Raw genomic sequence first — 19,181 nt, 5'->3', positions numbered from 1 at the left:
TACAACCCGGCCAAACGGGTGGCGTCCATGCAGGGAGAGGTCGATGCGTCGCACGTTCGGAATTCGCGCCGGTTTGCTGATGGGGGCGGCGCTCGTCGCATCGCCCGCACTCGCACAAACCACCGAAACGCCCCCCGAAACTCTGGCCGCATCGGCGTCGGTGGTCGCGGATCAGGGTGACGGCGACATCGTCGTCACCGCCCGCCGCCGCGCCGAAAGCGTCATCGACGTGCCGATCGCCATGTCGGTGGTGACCGGCGATCAGCTGACCCGCACCGGTGCGGTCGATATCACCGCCTTGCAGGACAAGACGCCCAACCTGACGCTGCAGATCGCGCGCGGCTCCAACTCCACGCTGATCGCCTTCAGCCGCGGCGTCGGCCAGCAGGATCCGCTCTGGGGCTTCGAACCGGGTGTCGGCCTGTATCTCGACGACGTCTATGTCGCCCGGCCGCAGGGGGCGGTGCTCGATATCTTCGACGTCGAACGGGTCGAGGTGCTGCGCGGGCCGCAGGGAACGCTCTATGGCCGCAACACGATCGGCGGCGCGATCAAATATGTGACGAAGCGGCTGGGCAACGACTTCGCCGGCACCGCACGCGCATCCTACGGCGCGTATAATCAGCTAGACCTGATCGGGCAGGTCACGGTGCCGCTCGGTGATACGTTGTCGATCGGCGGCGCGGTCGCGCGCTACAAGCGCGACGGTTACGGCCGGAACCTGACCACTGGTGCCGACCAATATGACAAGGACGTGCTCGCCGCGCGCGTCTCGGCCGAATGGACCCCGACCGACAGCATCTTCGTCCGCCTCGCCGGCGATCGCACGCTCGACCGGTCGAACCCGCGCCACGGCACCCGGCTGCTCGCGAACGGTACCGACCCGCGCTATGCGCCGACCCCCAGCGTCTACGACACCCGCGCCGGCATCGGCGATCGTAATCGCGTGGTGGCGCAGGGACTGTCGCTGACCGGCGAGTTCCAGCTATCCGACCTGCTGACCTTCAAATCGATCAGCGCGTACCGCGAAGGCGCCACCAACACCGTCATCGATTTCGACAACACTGCGCTCCCCACCCTCGACGTGCCCGCCGAATATGACGACTGGCAATTCACCCAGGAACTGCAACTGCTGATCCAGGGCGATCGGTTGCAGGGCGTCGTCGGCCTCTATTACCTCGATGCCGACGCCTCGGGCGCCTTCGACACCGTGCTCGGCCTCGCCAACACCACCACCCTGACCTCGGGACAGGTAAGGACCAAGAGCTATGCCGCGTTCGGCGATATCAGCTACGACCTGACCGACCGGCTGAAGGTGTCAGCCGGCCTGCGCTATACCAAGGATGACAAGACCGGCACCGTCTTCCGCCGCAACTATACCGGCATCCGCTCGCCCCGCTTCGGCAATGCCGCCGCCGTGCCCGGCCTGATCCGCACCGATTACACCAACGATCGCAGCTTCGACCAGTTCACCCCGCGCGTGTCGATCAGTTACGAGCCGCGACAGGACCTGAACCTCTATGCATCGTGGGGCAGGGGGTTCAAATCGGGCGGATTCGACATGCGCGGCGACGCGGTGTTCACGCCGACGACCGTCAATGGCTATGATCCCGAAAAGATCACCAGCTACGAAGTCGGCATGAAGGGCGCGTTCCTCGACCGCACCCTGTTCCTGAACATGGCCGGCTATTATTCGCGCTACACCGACCAGCAAGTCACGATCCAGGTGCCCAACGTCAATGGCGGCATCGCCAGCTTCGTCGACAATGCGGGCAAGGCGGACATTTACGGGCTGGAGATAGAGGGGCGGATGGTCCCGTCCCGCAATTTCTCGGCACAGGTCTCGTTCGGCTACACCAATGCCGATTACAAGGAATTCCTGACCTTCATCGGCGGCGGCACCACGCCGGTCGACGTATCCAACCAGCGTGTGTTCCAGAATACGCCCGAATTCACCGCCGCCGCATCCTTCACCGCCTCGACCGATTTCGCCGGTGGATCGCTGTCGGTAACGCCCGAAGTCACGCTGCGCAGCGATTATTCGCTGTTCGAAATTCCGACGCCGGCACTCGATCAGGACGGCTATGCGCTGGTCAACGCCGCGGCCAACTGGATTTCGGGCGATGGCCGCTATCGGATCGGCATGGCGCTGCGCAACCTGACCGATCAACGCTACCGGGTAGGGGGCTATAATTTCCCCGGCGCGCTCTTCGGCAATTCGATCATCGGCTATTACGGCCCGCCGCGCACGGCAACGGCGACGTTCGAGGTGAAGTTCTAAATCCTCCCCGGCACGGGGAGGGGGACCGCCGCGCAGCGGTGGTGGAGGGGGGCCTCCGCTTCCACCACGGTTGCGTTCGCGGCGATCCCCCTCCACCAGCTTCGCTGGTCCCCCTCCCCGTAAACGGGGAGGATTTTCGAGTAGCCCAATGAAAAACGCCCGCATCACCCTTGCCATGTTGCTGCTGGTCTACAGCTTCAACTTCCTCGACCGGCAGATCCTCTCGATCCTTGCCCAACCGGTCCAGCGCGACCTCGGCCTCGATGACGGACAGATGGGGATGCTCGGCGGCCTTGCCTTTGCCGCGCTCTATTCGACGCTGGCGATTCCGCTCGCGTTGATCGCCGACCGCACCAGCCGCACCTGGGTCATCACGGTCAGCCTTGCCGTGTGGAGCGGCTTCACCGCGCTGTGCGGCACCGCGCAGAATTTCACGCAAATGTTCCTCTACCGCCTCGGCGTCGGGGTGGGGGAGGCGGGTGGCGTCGCCCCATCCTATGCGCTGATCGCCGACACCTTCCCCCCCGAACGCCGCGCCCGCGCGCTCGCCATCTATTCGCTCGGCATCCCGCTGGGCGCGGCGGGGGGCGTGCTGCTCGGCGGCTATATTGCGCAGGCAGTCGAGTGGCGCACCGCCTTCTACAGCGTTGGTCTGGCCGGACTGGTCATCGCCCCCTTCTTCCGCTGGATCGTCAAGGACCCGCCCCGTGCCGCCGCCAGCGCCGACCGCATCCCCGTCGGCCGTGTGTTCGGCATCCTCGCGCGCAAGCCCAGCTTCTGGCTGCTCGCCTTCGGCGCGGCGGCGGGGTCGATATGCGGCTATGGCGTCGGCTTCTGGCTGCCCAGCCTGATGATGCGCAGCTTCGGGCTCGATCTGGTCCAGACCGGCCAGTTCTTCGGCGCGCTGCTGCTGACCGGCGGGGTCGCCGGTATCCTGCTCGGCGGCTCGCTCGGCGACCGGCTGGGCGCGCGCGACGAACGCTGGTACGCGCTGCTGCCCGCGCTCTGCTATGTGCTGGGCACCCCGCTGTTCATCGCCGGGGTGCTGTCGAATGGCTGGCTCGCCGCCTTCACGCTGTTCGTCATCCCGCAGGCGCTGGTCTATGTCTGGCTCGGCCCGGTGCTGACCGCCGTGCAGCACCTCGTCCCCGCCCATATGCGCGCCACCGCCTCGGCCTGTTTCCTGCTCATCAACAACCTCATCGGGCTGGGGATGGGCAGCTGGGTCGTCGGGCAGCTGTCGAAGGGTTTGGCGCCTGCCTACGGTACCGAATCGCTACGCTATGCGATCGCCGCCGCCCTGTGCCTGTATCTGGTCGCCGGTGCGCTGATGGCGCTCGCCAGCCGCCGGCTCGGGCGCGACTGGGTGGCGTAACCGCGTTCGCCTGCAAGCCGTATCCCCGCGAAGGCGGGGATCCAGGGCCAAGCAACGTGTCGTACCCTCCGAAACCCTGGACCCCCGCCTGCGCGGGGGTACGGTCGTAACAAGAGACTACCGCTCCCGCGTCGCCGCGAACGTCACCTTCGAATAGCGATCGGCGATATAGCCGACCTCCCACGCGCTCTTCGCCAGAAACACCGGATTGCCGTCGCGGTCCTTCGCCATCGCCGAACGATGCAGGTCGGTGAACGCCTTCAGATCCGCCGGATCGCTCGCCGAAATCCACCGCGCCGTCTCGAACGGCGCCATTTCCAGCCCCGCCGCGACCTTGTATTCGACGTCCAGCCGGCTCAGCAGCACTTCCAGCTGCAACTGTCCGACCACGCCGATGATCCAGTTCGACCCGATATCGGGGTAGAAGACCTGGGTCACCCCTTCCTCGGCCATGTCGTCGAGCGCCTTGCGCAACTGCTTGGTCTTGGTCGGGTCCTTCAACGCCACGCGCCGCAGGATTTCGGGGGCAAAGTTCGGCAGACCGGTGAAACGCACATCGGCCCGCTCCGACAGCGTATCGCCCACCCGCAGCGTCCCGTGGTTGGGAATGCCGATGATGTCGCCCGGATAAGCCTCATCCGCTAGTTCGCGTTCGCGCGCGAAGAACAGGATGGGGGAGTGGATCGCAATCGGCTTGCCATGGCCGGTCGGGGTCAGCTTCATGCCGCGCTTGAACGTCCCCGAGCACAGCCGCATGAACGCGATCCGGTCGCGGTGATTGGGGTCCATGTTCGCCTGCACCTTGAACACGAACCCGGTCACGCGGTCGTCGGTCGGGTCGACCGCGGCCGGCTCGGCCGGCTGCGGGCGGGGCGGGGGGGCGTGGCGCGCGATCGCATCGATCAGCGAATCGACCCCAAACTCCTTCAGCGCCGACCCGAAATAGACCGGGGTCAGGTCGCCCGCGCGATACGCCGCCGCATCGAAGCCGGCATAACCGCCCGTCGCCAACTCGGCCTCTTCGCGCAACCGCTCGGCCCCTTCGACCGACAGCACCGCGTCGATCCGTTCGTCGTCCAGCCCGGTGAACTGCTCGACCTTGCCCTGAAAATCCTTGGTCCCCGCCTCGGGCTGCAACAGCCGGTTGTCGACCAGGTCGTAAATACCCTCGAACTGCCCGCCCATGCCCGCCGGCCACGTCATCGGACACACGTCGAGTTGCAGCATGTCGGCGACTTCATCGAGCAGCGCGAACGGATCGCGCCCCTCGCGGTCGACCTTGTTGACGAAGGTGATGATCGGCACGCTGCGCAACCGGCATACTTCGAACAGCTTGCGCGTCTGCGGCTCAATGCCCTTGGCGGCGTCGATCACCATCACCGCCGAATCGACCGCGGTCAGCGTGCGATAGGTGTCTTCGGAGAAATCCTCGTGGCCCGGCGTGTCGAGCAGGTTGAAGGTCAACCCGTTCCGCTCGAACGTCATCACCGACGAGGTGACCGAAATCCCGCGCTGCTGCTCGATCTTCATCCAGTCCGACCGCGCTCGCCTGGCGGCACCGCGCGCCTTGACCTCACCCGCCAGATGGATCGCACCGCCGAACAGCAGCAGCTTTTCGGTCAGCGTGGTCTTGCCGGCGTCGGGGTGGGAGATGATCGCAAAGGTGCGGCGATCGGAAATATGGTCCATCGCCGGCCTTTAGTGCCGGGCGGAGAGGGCGGCAAGATTGGGTTCGTGTCGCGGGGGAAGAAGGCGGGTTCGCGCGAAGGCGCGAAACCCAGCCTACCTTCTTCGCTTCGCGTCTCCGCGCCTTCGCGTGAAAATCAACCTTCCAACGTCACCGCCATCGCCGCCCGATGCGACTGCCCTGGCGCAACGCGGTGGATACCCGGCTTGTCGAAGATATCGCCGGCAAACCCTTCCGGATCCGCAATCCCGTCCCACGGCTCGATACACACGAAGCTTGCACCCGGCTTGGTCCAGATACCCAGCTTGGGCATCCCCGGAAAATCGACCCGCAACTGCGGCCCGTCTCCCGCCCCATAGCGGACCCAAGTGCTTCGAACTGGATCGAAAACCAGCGCATCCTTCGCGAACAGTTCGTCGGTCAGCGTCAACACCCGGTCGACCACCGGATCGGGCCGCCGCTCCGGCGCGATCGTCCCGTTGTCCGCGATCGCCGCGACCGTGCCAACTTCCGCGTCCGAAAACACCATCCGATGCTCCGCACGGTCGCGGCCATAGGGCAGCGGCCACGCGAACGCCGGATGGAACCCGATGCTCGCCGGCAGGTCGCGCTCACCGGTATTCGTAACCGTTACAACGCTGTGCAGCGTCGCACCGTCCAGCGAATGTTCCACGTGGAGCATGAACGCGAACGGGTATTGCTTCCGCGTCTCTTCATCGTCGACCAGTTCGAACCGGACGGACGTGTCGCTCTGTGCAACCTTCGCAAACTTCCGCCGCCGCGCAAACCCGTGCTTGGCCATGTGGAAGACTTCACCATCCAAATGATAGCGATCGTCCTGCACCGCGCCGATGATCGGGAACAGGATCGGCGCATGCCCGGTCCAATAGGCCGGATCGGCATTGGTCATCAGTTCGCGACCGTCCGCATCCTTGATCGAATGCAGCTCGGCACCCAGCGGTTCGACCGCTACGGTCAGCGTACCATTGGTCAGGGTCACGGTCATGCGCGCAGGCTCCCGCCGATCTTGGTCGCCGCAGCGACGATCTTGTCCGATATCGCCTTCAATTCGGCATCGGTGAAGCTCTTGGCGCCGGGCTGCAATGTGACCTCGATCGCCAGGCTCTTATGCCCCGGCTCGACGCCGGCGCCTGCGAACACGTCGAACAGCCGCGCATCGACGATCGCCGCCTTGTCGGCGCCGCGCACCGCACGCACCAGCTGGTCACCGCTGACGCTGTCGGCCACCACGAACGCGAAGTCGCGCGTCACCGCCTGCAATGCCGGCGGCGCATAGGCCCCGCGCATCGCCCCGCCGCCGCGCTTGGCCGGCAGTGCGTCGAGATACAGTTCGGCCGCAACCGTGCCCGCGGGCAGGTCGAACGCCTTGGCGATGGTCGGGTGCAACACGCCGAAGCTCGCCAGCACCGTCTTCGGCCCCAGCCTGAGCGTCGCCGACTGCCCCGGATGATAGACGTCGCCCGGCGCCTCCATCACCTGCAGATTGCCGACCGGCGCCCCCGCCGCCTCGAGCAGCGCCAGCAACTCGCCCTTGGCATCGAACGCGTCGAAGCCCTGCGCCTTGCCACCGCGCCAGCCGCGCGGGGCCCGCTCGCCCGCGAACACGATGCCGAGCGTCATATGCTCGCCGTCCGCCAGATAGCGCCGCCCGATCTCGAACAGCTTCACGCTGCTCGCCCCACGCTTCAGGTTGCGGGCCGCTGCACTCAGCAGTCCGGGCAGCAGCGATGGCCGCATGATCCGCATATCGTTGGCGATCGGATTGACGACCTCCCACGCGCCGCCACCGAATGGCGCGGCTTCGTCCTCGGCGATAAAGCTCCACGTAATCGCCTCGGCCAGCCCGCGAGCGGCCGCCGCACGCCGGATGCGCCGCTCCAGCTTCTGTTCGGGTGTCGCGGTCGGCACCGCCACGCCCGCCGGCCGGTCGAGCGGAGTCGAGGGCACCTTGTCCAGCCCTTCGATGCGGACGATTTCTTCGACCAGATCGGCGGTGCCGTCGATATCGCGCCGCCAAGACGGCACGGTCACTTGCCAGCCATCGCCGACCGAGAACCCCAGCCGTTCGAGGATATCGCGCTGCCGATCCTCGGCGACATCCAGCCCGCCCAGCGTCGCCACCCGCTCGGGCTGATGGGTGATGGTGCGCGGCGCGACCGGCGGCGACCCTGCCTTCGTCACGCCACTCGCGGTCCCACCGCACAGCCGCAGCACATAATCGGTCGCGATGGCGAGTCCCTGATCCAGAAACGCAGGATCGACCCCCCGCTCGAACCGCGTGCGCGCATCGCTGGTCAGCGCCAGTTTCTGCCCGGTCCGCGCGATCGCTTCCGGCGTGAAATAGGCGCATTCGATCAGCACGTCGGTGGTCGTCGCCGACACGCCCGAATGCTCGCCGCCCATGATGCCGCCGATATCGTGCACGCCCGCATCGTCGGCGATCACCGTCTCGCCGCTGCCCAGCGTGTACGTCTTGCCGTTGAGCGCGACGACGCTCTCGCCCGCCACCGCCTGACGCGCAACCAGCCCGCCGGTCAACTTCGCCAGGTCATAGACGTGCAGCGGCCGCCCCAGATCGAACATCACGTAATTGGTGATGTCGACCAGCGTCGAAATCGGCTTCTGCCCGATCGCGTTCAGCCGCTTGCGCATCCACTCGGGCGACTCACCATTGGTCAGCCCGCGCACCGCCTGCGCATAAAAAGCCGGACAGCCCGCTACATCCTCGACCCGCACGTCCGGCCCGTCACCCTCGCCGGCAACGACCGGCACCGCCAGCGGCTTCAACGTCCCATAACCCGCCGCCGCCAGATCGCGCGCGATGCCGCGTACGCCCATGCAGTCCTGCCGGTTGGGCGTGACGCTGACGTCGATCACCGGATCGTCGAGCCCGGCATAGGCGGGGAAGGGGGTACCGACCGGCGCATCGTCGGGCAGCTCGATGATCCCGTCATGATCGTCGCCCAGCTCCAGTTCGCGGGTCGAACACATCATGCCGTTCGATTCGACGCCGCGGATCGCCGCGACCTTCAGCACCATGCCGTTGGCGGGCACCGTCGCACCCGGCATGCCGAACACGCCGACCAACCCGGCGCGGGCATTGGGCGCGCCACACACCACCTGCAACGGGCCGTCCCCGGCATCGACGGAGAGCACCTGCAACTTGTCCGCCTGCGGATGCCGCTCGGCGGTCAGGACACGGGCAACGCGGAACGCCGCCAGCTTCTCGCCGGGATTCTCGACGCCCTCGACCTCTAGCCCGATCCGGGTCAGCCCTTCAAGGATCGTGTCGAGCGGTGCGTCGGTGTCGAGATGCTCGCTGAGCCAGCCATAGGTGAACTTCATGCCGTCACTCCCCCCGACAGCGTGGGCACGTCCAGCGCCGAGAATCCGTAATGTTTCAGCCAGCGGAGGTCGCCGTCGAAGAACGGGCGCAGATCGTCCATGCCGTATTTCAGCATCGCCAGCCGGTCGACGCCGGTGCCGAACGCAAATCCCTGCCACTCGTTCGGGTCCAGCCCGCACGCTTCGATGACCTTCGGATGGACCATGCCGCTGCCCAGCACTTCCATCCAGCCGCCATTGCCCTTGCTCGGATCACCGCCGACCACGCGCCGACCCTTTTCCAGCGTATAGCCGATATCGACCTCCGCCGACGGTTCGGTGAACGGGAAATAGCTCGGCCGCAGCCGCAGCACGATGTCGTCGCGCTCGAAATAGGCTTTCAGGAACGTCTCCAGCGTCCATTTGAGATGCCCCATATGGATGCCGCGATCGATCACCAGCCCCTCGATCTGATGGAACATCGGCGTGTGCGTCGCATCGCTGTCGCTGCGATAGACCCGGCCCGGCGCGATGATGCGGATCGGGGGTTTCTGCGCCATCATCGTGCGGATTTGGACGGGGCTCGTGTGCGTTCTGAGGACGTAGCGTTCGGGGGCGCCGGTGGCGGAGCCACCGTCGTCGGACGGCGCCTGGGCGCCGCCGGCCGCGCTTGCGGTTCCCTCGCCCTGCGGGCTTCGGCGCTGCGCGTAAAACGTATCATGCATCGCCCGCGCCGGATGCGTCTCCGGAATGTTCAGCGCGGTGAAGTTGTGCCAGTCATCCTCGATCTCCGGACCAGTCGCGACGGCAAAGCCCAGATCGGCAAAGATTTCGGCCAGCTCGTCCATCACCTGCGAAACCGGATGCACCCCGCCCGGCGCCGGCCGGTCGACCGGCAGCGTCAGGTCGACGCGCTCGCTCGCCAGCTTCGCCGCCAGCGCCTTCGCCTCCAGATCGGCCTTGCGTGCGGCGATCGCGGTCGTCACCGCCTCGCGCAGCGCATGGATGCCGGGGGCGACCGTCTGGCGTTCCTCGGGCGACAGGCCACCCAGCGTCTTGAGCAGGCCGGTCACCGCCCCCTGCTTGCCCAGCGCATGGACACGCACCGCCTCCAGCGCATCGACGCCCGGGGAAGCATCGACGGCGGCAAGCAGGTCGGCACGCAATTGGTCGAGATCGGGGGTCACGGTCGCTCCGGTATCGGGATATCCGGCCGGCTTTATTGCGGAACGGATGCGAAGCCTAGGCCGTATCGACATCGGGGACCCAACCCCACACTCCCGCGCGTTCCGCCACCCCATTTTCCACCGGACTCTATTTCTTGAGCAGATCCTTCAAGCCGCCGAGCGCCGACAGCGGCCCCGCCTCTTCTTCCTTCAACACACCCGCCGCGCGCAACGCTTCCTCGGCATGCGGGCCGCGCGGATAGGGGTCGAGCGCAAGGGCGAGGGTTTCGGCCGCTGCTTCGCCGAGGTCGATCGACGCGCCGGTATAGAACATCGTGTCCATCGCCTCGTCGTCCAGCTCGAGCTCCCCGCCCTCGACGCTGCCTTCGGGCAGGAAGCGCAGGGTGAAGGGTTCGTCGACCGACTCGGGCACCGGTTCGCCGCTTGCGACGCAGGGTTGCGCGACCTCCGCCTTCAACCGCCCGGTAGCGACGATGCCGGCGGCGTCGCGGCGCAGGCTATAGTCTGCCTCCAGCGATTCGAGCGCGAGCAGGCCGAACCGGCCCATCAGCCGGCGGCGTTCGTCGGCATCGGCCGCGATATGCTGGCGGGTTTCGCCTTCGCCGATATGGTCGATGCGGACGGGGCGGTGGAATTCGGGGGTCATTCGGGCAGCTTTCCGGCAAGAAGATCGTCGACCGATACGGTATCGAGCGCGGCGCGCAGCCGTCGCAGATGCGCCGCGACATAGACGAGAGCATGGGCATCGGGTTCGACGCCGCGATAGAGGTTGCGGACCAGGGCGGCTTCGAACGAACCGTCGGCCAGCCCGTCGCGATACGCGCCGAGCCGCCCACCGAGCATCGCCATCATCCGTCCGATATGCTTGCCAACGACCATGTCGCCAAAGCCGATCTGGCGCAGCTGTCCGTCCATATCGTCGACGAAACATTCGGCGAGCGACGCGGCGGGTGCGGCCCCCGCCCCCTCGCTCTCCAGCCGCAGCATGACCATCGCGAGGATCGCAGCGATCATGTCGAACCGGCCGTCGAGCGTGTCGGGCACTTGGCCTTCCAGATACCAATGCGGTTGCCGCCCGCGCGCGACGACCGCGTCGTACAGGGTGGCGGCGGCCCGCGGGGGCGGCGCACGACGGAACAGGCGGGGCAGGCGCATGGCTCTCCGGCAAGACAAGGGCGCGCTTGTGGATGGCGCGGGTCCGTCATATTGAACGCGTGGCCGCGCGATGCAATCGGGCGTGGCCCGGTCGCGCGTTCGCTGGACGGAGATTTTATGGTTCGCTTCCCCACCCGTGGCGCAGTGGCGCTGATGATCGCCTGTGCCGCGGCGGGCCTGGGGGGCTGCACGAAGCTGCGCAGCCATCAGGGCTATGTCATCGATCCCGATCTGGTCAATGCGGTGCAGCCGGGCGTCGATACCCGTCAGTCAGTGCTGCAGACGCTGGGCACGCCGACCTTTGTCGGGCAGTTTTCCGACCGCGAATGGTTCTATCTGTCGCGCGACAGCCGCAACCTGGCGTTCAACCGTCCGCGCGCCGTCGACCAAACGACGCTGAAGATCACCTTCGATCAGGCGGGCAATGTGACCAAGATCGACCGGACCGGCATCGACCAAGTCGTCGGCATCAGCCCGTCGGACAAGAAGACGCCGACGCTGGGCCGTGAATCGAACTTCTTCAGCGATCTGTTCGGCAATATCGGCACGGTCGGCGCGCCGGGTACCGGCGGGCCGGGGCCGGGCCAGCAGTAATGGGGCGGGCAGACGGCCGCTACCGGGCCCGCACAACCCTTTCAGAAAGCTGACCAGCGCATTCGCCGATCGTTCAGCGCGACTCGGGCATCCCGTCGTCATCCACCGAGGACGGGAGAGAGTATATGCGTAAGATCATCCTCGCCATGCTGGCCGCGACGGTCGCCGTGCCGACCTTCGCCGCACCTGCCGCCGCGCAATCGGCGCGCGAATTGCGGCGCGACCGGGCCGACTATATCGACGCGCAACGCGAATATCGTCAGGCGCTGCGCCATGGCGATCGCCGCGACATTCGCGACGAACGCCGCGACCTGAACCGGGCGCGTGCGGATTATCGCCAGACGCTGCGCGAGCGGCAGTGGCGGCGCGACGACTGGCGCGGCTATCGCAACGGGCATCGCAATTTATATGCACGCGGCAGCTGGAACGCGCCGTTCCGCTATCAGGCATTTCGCCCCGGTTCGGCGGTCGGACGTCCCTTTTATGGACAGCGTTACTGGGTGAGCGATCCCGGCCGGTATCGCCTGTCGCCGGCGCGTGGCGCCCAGCGCTGGGTCCGGCATTATGACGATGTCGTGCTGGTCGACACCCGGCGTGGACGCGTGATCGACGTGGTCCGCAACTTCTACTGGTAAAATAACGGGCTGGGCCACTGGCCCGGCCCGCGGTTCGGCCGCGCCGTCAGTACGCTCGGCGCGGCCGGTGCGCGGGGGCACCAGTCCCGAAAGGGGATTTAGGACCGGTTTTGCGAACGTCCGGGACTCGCAACGGTTCAACCGCAACGCACAAAAATCTGAACCATGTCGCTCATGCTTTTAGGTGAGGCGGCTTGCCGTGCCGCCAGCCGTCCGACTAGTTTCGTATACGGGGCAAATCGGGGGCTGAGATGGATGCGGCGGTCGCGTGGATCGACGGCATTGCGCGCGAAACCATGTTGTTCGCCGCGATCGGGTTCCTGATCGGCGGTATCGACGATCTGGCGGTCGATGCCGCCTATTTCGTTCGCGCGATCCGCCGGCGGTGGCGCGGTTCGAAGGTGCCGGTGCTAGCCGATTTTCCGGCCGCAAGCTGTACCGGGCGGATCGCGGTGCTGGTGCCAGCGTGGGACGAGGCCGCCGTGATCGGCGCGATGCTGCGCGCAACGCTCGGCCGGTTCGACCATCCCGACTGGCGGCTCTATGCCGGCGCCTATCCCAATGATGCGGCGACGATCGCGGCGATCACGGCCGTGGCGGCGGAGGACGATCGGGTCCGGATGGTGCTGACGCCGCGCCCCGGCCCGACGACCAAGGCCGACTGCCTCAACGCACTGTGGCGCGCGGTGTTGGCCGATGGCGCGGCACAGGGCAGGGCGTTTACCGCGATCGTGCTGCATGATGCCGAGGATGTCGTGCATCCCGGCGAATTGCGGCTGTACGACCATCTGCTGTGCCACGCCGATGCAGTGCAGATCCCGGTGCTGCCGCTGCCCGATCCCGCGTCGCGCTGGGTATCGGGCCATTATATCGACGAGTTCGCCGAATCGCATGGGCGGCAATTGCCGGTGCGTCATGCGCTGCGCGCGGGATTGCCGTTCGCCGGCGTCGGCTGCGCAATCTCGATCGCGATGCTGGCGCGGATCGCCGCGACGCGCGGTGGCGCGCCGTTCGACGAAGCCAGCCTGACCGAGGATTACGAACTGGGCCTGACCGTCCGGGCGCTCGGCGGGCGGGGGGTGTTCGTCCATGCACGCGAAACGCCGGATGGCCCGCCAGTCGCGGTGCGCGCCTATTTTCCGGCGACGCTTGCCACCGCGATACGACAAAAGGCGCGGTGGATGACCGGCATCGCGCTGGCGGGATGGGACCGCACCGGCTGGCATCGCGGCTGGCGCGATCATTGGATGCGGATGCGCGATCGACGCACGATCCTGGCGATCCCGGTGCTCGCCATCGCTTATGTCGCGCTGCTGGCATGGGGGCTGGACGAAGCGGTGCATTGGTGGCGCGGCAGCGAACCGGCGGCGATCGACGGCGACATGCTGTGGGTGTTGTACGCCAATGTCGCGCTGTTCCTGTGGCGGATGGCGGTGCGGTTCGAAATGGTGCGGCGTGCCTATGGCTGGCGGGAGGCGCTGCGATCGATTCCGCGTGTGTTCGTTGGCAATTTCGTGGCGCTGTTCGCCGCGCGACGGGCGGTGGTGCGCTATGCGGCGCTGCTGCGCGGACGGCCGGTGCGGTGGGACAAGACCGCGCATCATTTCCCAACCGACCTTCCCGCATGATGGGACCAGGGCGCGGCCGCCCGGTCCGGTTTCTGGCGATCGTCACGATCGGCTGGGTCGGCATGCGCGTTGTGCTGTTGCTGCCCGATGCGGTGGAGGTCGTGACACGGGGCGCGGCAGGGTTAGCGGTGCCGAAGGTCGTGGCTGCGCCAATGGCGAACCGCCGGAGTTTATCAACTCTTTTTCCACAGGTTTTTCGACAGGTTTATCCTCAGCGACGGATGACCCGATCCAGGACGATGCCGACGGGCCAGGTAGAATTGGCATTGGTCGCACCCGCTGCAGCGGTGGCGCAACCAACCGTGGCGGCTTTGGACACGCCCATACTGTCACGACCCGACCTGCCGCCAGGTATGGTACGGCCGAGGCTGAGTGGCAGCGCGTGGTTGGCAGTGCGGGGTGGATCGGCGATCGGCGGTCCGGTGCAACTGGGTGGCGGGCAGGCTGGGGTACGGGTGCGGCTGCCGGTGAGTGCCAGCAACCGCATCGCGCTGGTCGGACGGGTCGCTGCGCCGCTGGCGGGGCAGGGAAGCGAGGCTGCGATCGGTGTCGAATGGCGGCCAGGCGGGGGTGCCGTCGCGGTCGTCGCCGAACGACGGATCGCGCTCGACGGGGGCGGCAACGGAACGGGCCTGGGCGTCATCACTGGCCTCGACCGCGCGATCGGCGAGCGGATCGTCGTCGAAGGCTATGCCCAGGCCGGCGTCGTGCTGCGGGCGGGGACGCAGCCCTATGCCGATGGTGCGGCGCGGGCACTGTATCGCATCGGGTCGGGACGATTGCGGCTGGGCGTCGGCAGTTGGGGCGTGGCGCAGCGCGAAGGGGCGCGCCTCGATATCGGGCCGTCAGCGGTCGCGGTGCTGCCGCTCGGCAGCCAGACGGTGCGGCTGTCGCTCGACTGGCGGCAGCGGGTGGTGGGACGGGCGGCACCGGGATCGGGACTGGCGCTGACGCTCGGCAGCGACTTTTGAGGGCAGCGACTGGCCGTACGACCGCGAACGCGGTAACCGGGACCGCCATGGACCTCTACCTTCCCATCGCCAACCTATCGGTCAATGCGCTGGTCATCGTCCTACTGGGCGGTGGGGTCGGGTTCCTGTCGGGCATGTTCGGGGTCGGCGGTGGGTTCCTTACCACGCCGCTGCTGATCTTTTACGGCATCCCGCCGACCGTCGCCGCCGCATCGGCCGCCAGCCAGGTGACCGGGGCCAGCGTGTCGGGGGTGTTTGCGCATCTGCGGCGCGACGGGGTCGATTTCCGCATGGGATGGGTGTTGGTCGCGGGCGGCGTGTTGGGCTCGATCGCCGGGGCGGGCATCTTCCGCCTGCTGCAATCGAGCGGGCAGATCGATACCGTCATCGCTATCCTGTACGTCGTGATGCTTGGGTCGATCGGCGGGCTGATGCTGAAGGAGGCGATCGGTGCGGTGCGGGTGTTGCGCGGCGCCATCCCGCCGCGTGCGGCGCGGCGGCGGCACCATCCATTGGTCGCGGCATTGCCGCTGCGCTGGCGCTTCTATGCGTCGGGGTTGTATATCTCACCCTTCGCGCCTTTGCTGCTGGGGTTCGCGACCGGCATCCTGACCGTGCTGCTGGGGGTCGGCGGCGGCTTCATCCTTGTGCCGGCGATGCTGTATCTGCTCGGCATGGGGACGCGGGTGGTCGTCGGCACCTCGCTGTTCCAGATACTGTTCGTGACCGCCGCGGCCACGATGGTCCATGCCCTGACGACCAAGGCGGTCGATATCGTGCTGGCGGTGCTGCTGCTGATCGGATCGGTGACCGGTGCGCAGATCGGCGCGCGGTTCGCGCAGAAGGCCAAGCCCGAATATCTCCGCCTGGCGCTGGCGATCATCGTGCTCGCGGTGGCGTTCCGCATGGCGCTGGGGCTGGGATGGCGGCCCGACGAAATCTTCACGGTGCAGCCGGCGTGAAGCAGGCGCTGACCCTCGCGCTGCTGGCCCCGCTGACGATGGCGGCGGCGCCGGTGCTGGTGCCCGACGTGTCGACCCGCGACGTGCGGATCGCGTACAGCTTTACCGGCGCGGAACTGCTGCTGTTCGGGGCAATCCTCTATCCCGGCGGGCGCGTGCCGCAGGGTGACACCCCGGCGGAGGTCGTGGTGGTGGTTAAGGGGCCGCCCGAATCGATCATGGTGCGTGAGAAGGAAAAGGTTGCCGGTATCTGGGTCAACGCCGACCGGATGCGCTATCGCTCCGCCCCGTCCTTCTACGCAATCGCTTCGGCGCGACCGATCGAACGGATCGTCGATAAGCGGACGCGGGCGATCTACGAACTGGGACTCGACAGTTTGCAATTGTCCCCCAGCGCCGGTACGTCGGCGGAAGATCAGGCGCGTTTCGTCAAGGGATTCGTCGGCCTGCGCGAGCGGGCCGGACTGTATGTCGAGGCACCCGATGCGGTCGAAATCACCGACGACGTGCTGTACCGCGCCAACATCACCATTCCGGCGCGGGTACCGGTGGGCAAGTTCACCGCGGAAACCTTCCTGATCCGCGACGGGCGGGTGCTGGCGGCTGCGGTTCGCGACATCGATATCCGCAAATCGGGGTTCGAGCGGTTCGTGGCGATGGCGGCGGAACAGGCTTCGGTGCTGTACGGGCTAGCGGCGGTATTGCTGTCGGTCGGGTTCGGCTGGGCGGCAGGCGCGCTTTGGCGGCGGTTCTGAATGAGAGGGTAGACCCCTCGCGTCACTCAAAATCCTTGGATCGCCTCCGGGTCGATCGCGCCGATCAAGCGGCGGGCGGCGCGGCGGGCGAAGGCGAGCGTGCAGCGTTTGCGGACATGGGCGGGCAGAGGGGTCGTCGAAGCTTCGCGCAGGATCGTCGCTTCATAGCGATCGGCGACGATGATGCCGGTGCGCTCGGGCAGGAACGCCTCGCCGCCGAGCGGCCCGACATCGAACCCAGCTGGGACCGCCCAGAAATAGCGGTCGCAATGCCCAAGATAATCGGTCCATTTGCCGTCGCCGAGCAGGTCAGCGCGCGATACCTTGATCTCGACGATGACGATCTGGCCCCGCGCATCGATCGCCATCAGGTCGGCACGGCGTCCACCGTCGAGCGGGACTTCGGCCATCGCGGTCAGATCATGCGCCAGCAGCATGCGGGTGACGCCGCGGGCAACCTCGGCAGCGATCAGTGGATGGGAGTCGGGCGCGGGCGGCAGGGCGCCGAGGGCTAGGCTGGCCATGCCCGCATAATAGGAACATTATGCGAACGAGGGAAGCACCTTTCGCCGTACCGATCACACGTCAGCGATAAAAAACGTGATTGCCGAGCAATGCGACGCGGGTGTGGTTCCATTTCGGGCTGACGCGGCGGGCATGGAAGAACAACGCCCCTTCGGCGGGGCTGTCCCACAGGTCCTGCGTGGCGATCCGGGCGATGGCGACCGCGGTCTTCCATGCCGGGCGGCTGGTGTCGACGTCGGGCAGGCGACCGCCCTTCACGAACGAGAATTGACCGCGCTGGGTCAGCACGCCGCATACCGATGTGGGGAAGCGACCCGAGGTCGTGCGGTTGAGGATGACGTCGGCGACGGCGAGTTGGCCGGCGAGTGGTTCACCCTTGGACTCATAATAGACGCCGATCGCGAGACAGTTGAGTTCTTCGTCGTCGATCGTGGCGGTCTGGGCGGCGACGGCGGCGTCTAGCGTCGAGAAATCCGCATCGATATCGGTAGCGACAGCGGACTTGGTGATTTCCTGAACGATTTCAGCGGGAGCGGCGAATTGCACCGGAACCTTTGCCGGGGTCGACAGGTTGTTGACACGTCCGGGCGAGGCGGTTTCCTCGGCCGATAGCGGTGCGCCCAAGCCGGCGAAAAGGGACATGGCGGCGAGAACCGCCATGGGGAAGCGCAGCTTCATCCGTCGTCACTGTCGTGCGGTGAACCGGCACGCCAAACCCGTTCCACGTGGAACCCGTGCGCCTGCCCCCCGACTGCGCCACCGATCGAAATCCTGACCGGTCCAGCGCTGATCTTCGTTGCAGCGCGGGTACGGCCCCAAAGGTTAACAGGTCAATTCGCCCATAGCGTTTCAGCGGCCAACGGTTCGACTGCTGCGACGATCGCCTCTACCACCCATAAATCGGGGTCGCGGGCGCGGCGCCCCTGCCAATAGTCGGTCAGCGCCGCTTCACCCACCATATCCGGTTTGCGCCGGACGATGCGCGACCGTCCGTCGAGGTCGCGTTCGCGTTCGAACAGGCGGGCGATGCCGTCGCGGTCGATCGCCAGCAACAGGATGATGCCGGAGTCCCGATCACCCTTCGCCAATATCATCGCGCTCCCGCCGGCCTGCTCCACAGCCCGCGCGAAGGCGTTGACGCGCAGTGCCGTCGGCAAGTCGTTCATGGCTGGGCGTAGCCGGGCAAGGTGGCGAGGGGAATGCGGCTCTTCATGAAGGTGCCGGTACCGCGTGCCGCTTCCTCGCCGTCACCATCGATCAGATGGGCGTCGGCGATGAACACCCGGCGCTTGCCGCTGACCCAGCGCCCCTCGGCAATCACCCGCCCGGGACCGAGCGGCCGTTGCAGCAACAGGTTGAAGGCGGTCGTCAGCAGAAAGCGATCGGTGACCAGACTGTTCGCCGCATAGAAGGCGGCATCGTCGAGCATCTTGAAATAGGTCGTGCCATGCGCCGCGCCGGCAGCATGGAAATGCCGTTCGCCGATGGTGAAGTGGATGCGCGCCACGCCGGCTTCGACGATTTCGAGCCGGGAATCGAACAAGCGGTTGATCGGGGCGGCGGCATAGAGCGCCTCCAACGCCCGGAAATGCGCCGCCTCGCCGGCGGGCGTCTCAGGCGGCGTCACGTGCCTCGACACCCGACAGCAGCGCATAGAGCGCGTCGGCCGATCCCGCTCCACGCAATTTGGCGCGGAACGCCGTATCGCGCAGCGCGCGCGAGATCCGCGCCAGCGCCTTCAGATGATCGCCACCGGCATCGGCGGGCGAGAACAGCGCGAAGATCAGGTCGACCGGCAGTTCGTCCACCGCGCCGAAATCGATCGGCCGGGCGAGGCGGACGAACACGCCATGCACCGCGCCCGGCCGGTCGAGCCGGGCGTGGGGAATGGCGATCCCGCCACCGAATGCCGTGGTGCCCAGCTTTTCGCGATCGGCCATGCGATCGGCAAGCAACTTCGCATCGGCCCCGGTCACCGGTTCGGCGACGGCGGCGATGTGGGCGAACAACGCCTTGCGGGTGCCGGCGGAGCTATCCGCCAGCACCGTTTCAGGTGTCAAAAGATCATGGAAATCGTACAA

At 66.9% G+C, this 19,181-nt stretch carries 19 protein-coding genes; 8 read left to right on the top strand and 11 right to left on the bottom strand.

Annotated features, from left to right (window positions below; genetic code table 11):
- Nucleotides 1–43: 43 nt before the first annotated feature.
- Nucleotides 44–2,281: a TonB-dependent receptor gene (locus ACTHQV_RS03940; protein ID WP_440488473.1), complete on the top strand. Its 2,238-nt coding sequence runs from the start codon at nt 44–46 to the stop codon at nt 2,279–2,281.
- 148 nt (nt 2,282–2,429) lie between these two features.
- Nucleotides 2,430–3,656 (top strand): spinster family MFS transporter, encoded by a 1,227-nt coding sequence (locus ACTHQV_RS03935; RefSeq protein WP_440488472.1) that lies wholly within the window; start codon nt 2,430–2,432, stop codon nt 3,654–3,656.
- A gap of 117 nt (nt 3,657–3,773) precedes the next feature.
- Here the strand turns inward: ACTHQV_RS03935 and ACTHQV_RS03930 are convergent, their stop codons facing one another.
- The 6 genes from ACTHQV_RS03930 to ACTHQV_RS03905 all read right to left on the bottom strand — a co-directional run bounded on the left by ACTHQV_RS03930 (nt 3,774) and on the right by ACTHQV_RS03905 (nt 11,030).
- Nucleotides 3,774–5,345: a peptide chain release factor 3 gene (locus ACTHQV_RS03930; RefSeq protein WP_440488471.1), complete on the bottom strand. Its 1,572-nt coding sequence runs from the start codon at nt 5,343–5,345 to the stop codon at nt 3,774–3,776.
- 134 nt (nt 5,346–5,479) lie between these two features.
- On the bottom strand, nt 5,480–6,349 hold the full coding sequence (locus ACTHQV_RS03925; RefSeq protein ID WP_440488470.1) for an aldose 1-epimerase family protein: 870 nt from the start codon (nt 6,347–6,349) through the stop codon (nt 5,480–5,482).
- Nucleotides 6,346–8,709 (bottom strand): phenylalanine--tRNA ligase subunit beta, encoded by a 2,364-nt coding sequence (gene pheT, locus ACTHQV_RS03920; RefSeq protein WP_440488469.1) that lies wholly within the window; start codon nt 8,707–8,709, stop codon nt 6,346–6,348. The genes ACTHQV_RS03925 and pheT overlap by 4 nt, the downstream gene beginning before the upstream one ends.
- On the bottom strand, nt 8,706–9,875 hold the full coding sequence (pheS, locus tag ACTHQV_RS03915; protein WP_440488468.1) for a phenylalanine--tRNA ligase subunit alpha: 1,170 nt from the start codon (nt 9,873–9,875) through the stop codon (nt 8,706–8,708). Before pheS ends, pheT begins: the two co-directional genes overlap by 4 nt.
- A 127-nt stretch (nt 9,876–10,002) precedes the next feature.
- Nucleotides 10,003–10,521, bottom strand: a complete 519-nt coding sequence (locus ACTHQV_RS03910; protein WP_440488467.1) for a YceD family protein — start codon at nt 10,519–10,521, stop codon at nt 10,003–10,005.
- Entirely contained in the window at nt 10,518–11,030 is a 513-nt protein-coding gene (locus ACTHQV_RS03905) for a ubiquinol-cytochrome C chaperone family protein (protein ID WP_440488466.1), read from the bottom strand. The genes ACTHQV_RS03910 and ACTHQV_RS03905 overlap by 4 nt, the downstream gene beginning before the upstream one ends.
- Nucleotides 11,031–11,147: 117 nt before the next feature.
- On the opposite strand from ACTHQV_RS03905, the gene ACTHQV_RS03900 reads away from it, so the two are divergent.
- The 6 genes from ACTHQV_RS03900 (at nt 11,148) to ACTHQV_RS03875 (ending at nt 16,575) form a co-directional block, all read left to right on the top strand.
- Nucleotides 11,148–11,624, top strand: coding sequence for an outer membrane protein assembly factor BamE (locus ACTHQV_RS03900; RefSeq protein WP_242118779.1), 477 nt, complete (start codon nt 11,148–11,150; stop codon nt 11,622–11,624).
- 125 nt (nt 11,625–11,749) lie between these two features.
- Entirely contained in the window at nt 11,750–12,259 is a 510-nt protein-coding gene (locus tag ACTHQV_RS03895; protein ID WP_440488465.1) for an RcnB family protein, read from the top strand.
- A 251-nt stretch (nt 12,260–12,510) separates the two neighbouring features.
- Nucleotides 12,511–13,887, top strand: coding sequence for a glycosyl transferase family protein (locus ACTHQV_RS03890; RefSeq protein WP_440488464.1), 1,377 nt, complete (start codon nt 12,511–12,513; stop codon nt 13,885–13,887).
- A 353-nt stretch (nt 13,888–14,240) separates the two neighbouring features.
- Complete coding sequence (locus ACTHQV_RS03885) at nt 14,241–14,858, top strand: hypothetical protein (RefSeq protein WP_440488463.1); 618 nt, start codon at nt 14,241–14,243, stop codon at nt 14,856–14,858.
- A 47-nt stretch (nt 14,859–14,905) separates the two neighbouring features.
- On the top strand, nt 14,906–15,820 hold the full coding sequence (locus tag ACTHQV_RS03880) for a sulfite exporter TauE/SafE family protein (protein WP_440488462.1): 915 nt from the start codon (nt 14,906–14,908) through the stop codon (nt 15,818–15,820).
- On the top strand, nt 15,817–16,575 hold the full coding sequence (locus tag ACTHQV_RS03875; RefSeq protein ID WP_440488461.1) for a TIGR02186 family protein: 759 nt from the start codon (nt 15,817–15,819) through the stop codon (nt 16,573–16,575). Before ACTHQV_RS03880 ends, ACTHQV_RS03875 begins: the two co-directional genes overlap by 4 nt.
- Before the next feature lie 26 nt (nt 16,576–16,601).
- On the opposite strand, the gene ACTHQV_RS03870 is transcribed toward ACTHQV_RS03875, so the two are convergent.
- From ACTHQV_RS03870 to ACTHQV_RS03850, 5 genes are all read right to left on the bottom strand, one after another.
- A complete protein-coding gene (locus ACTHQV_RS03870; protein ID WP_440488460.1) occupies nt 16,602–17,099 on the bottom strand; it encodes an MmcB family DNA repair protein in 498 nt (165 codons plus the stop codon).
- 61 nt (nt 17,100–17,160) lie between these two features.
- Entirely contained in the window at nt 17,161–17,778 is a 618-nt protein-coding gene (locus tag ACTHQV_RS03865) for a cell wall hydrolase (protein ID WP_440488459.1), read from the bottom strand.
- A 152-nt stretch (nt 17,779–17,930) separates the two neighbouring features.
- Nucleotides 17,931–18,266, bottom strand: a complete 336-nt coding sequence (locus tag ACTHQV_RS03860; RefSeq protein WP_440488458.1) for a DUF1491 family protein — start codon at nt 18,264–18,266, stop codon at nt 17,931–17,933.
- A complete protein-coding gene (locus ACTHQV_RS03855; RefSeq protein ID WP_440488457.1) occupies nt 18,263–18,754 on the bottom strand; it encodes a PaaI family thioesterase in 492 nt (163 codons plus the stop codon). Before ACTHQV_RS03855 ends, ACTHQV_RS03860 begins: the two co-directional genes overlap by 4 nt.
- Entirely contained in the window at nt 18,714–19,181 is a 468-nt protein-coding gene (locus ACTHQV_RS03850) for a PTS sugar transporter subunit IIA (protein WP_440488456.1), read from the bottom strand. The genes ACTHQV_RS03855 and ACTHQV_RS03850 overlap by 41 nt, the downstream gene beginning before the upstream one ends.

It is taken from the genome of Sphingomonas sp. SAFR-052 (genome assembly GCF_051965015.1).
In the GTDB taxonomy this organism is placed as follows: domain Bacteria; phylum Pseudomonadota; class Alphaproteobacteria; order Sphingomonadales; family Sphingomonadaceae; genus Sphingomonas.
Note: the sequence above shows the minus strand (reverse complement) of the source record. Positions and strands in the feature narration are given on the sequence as shown.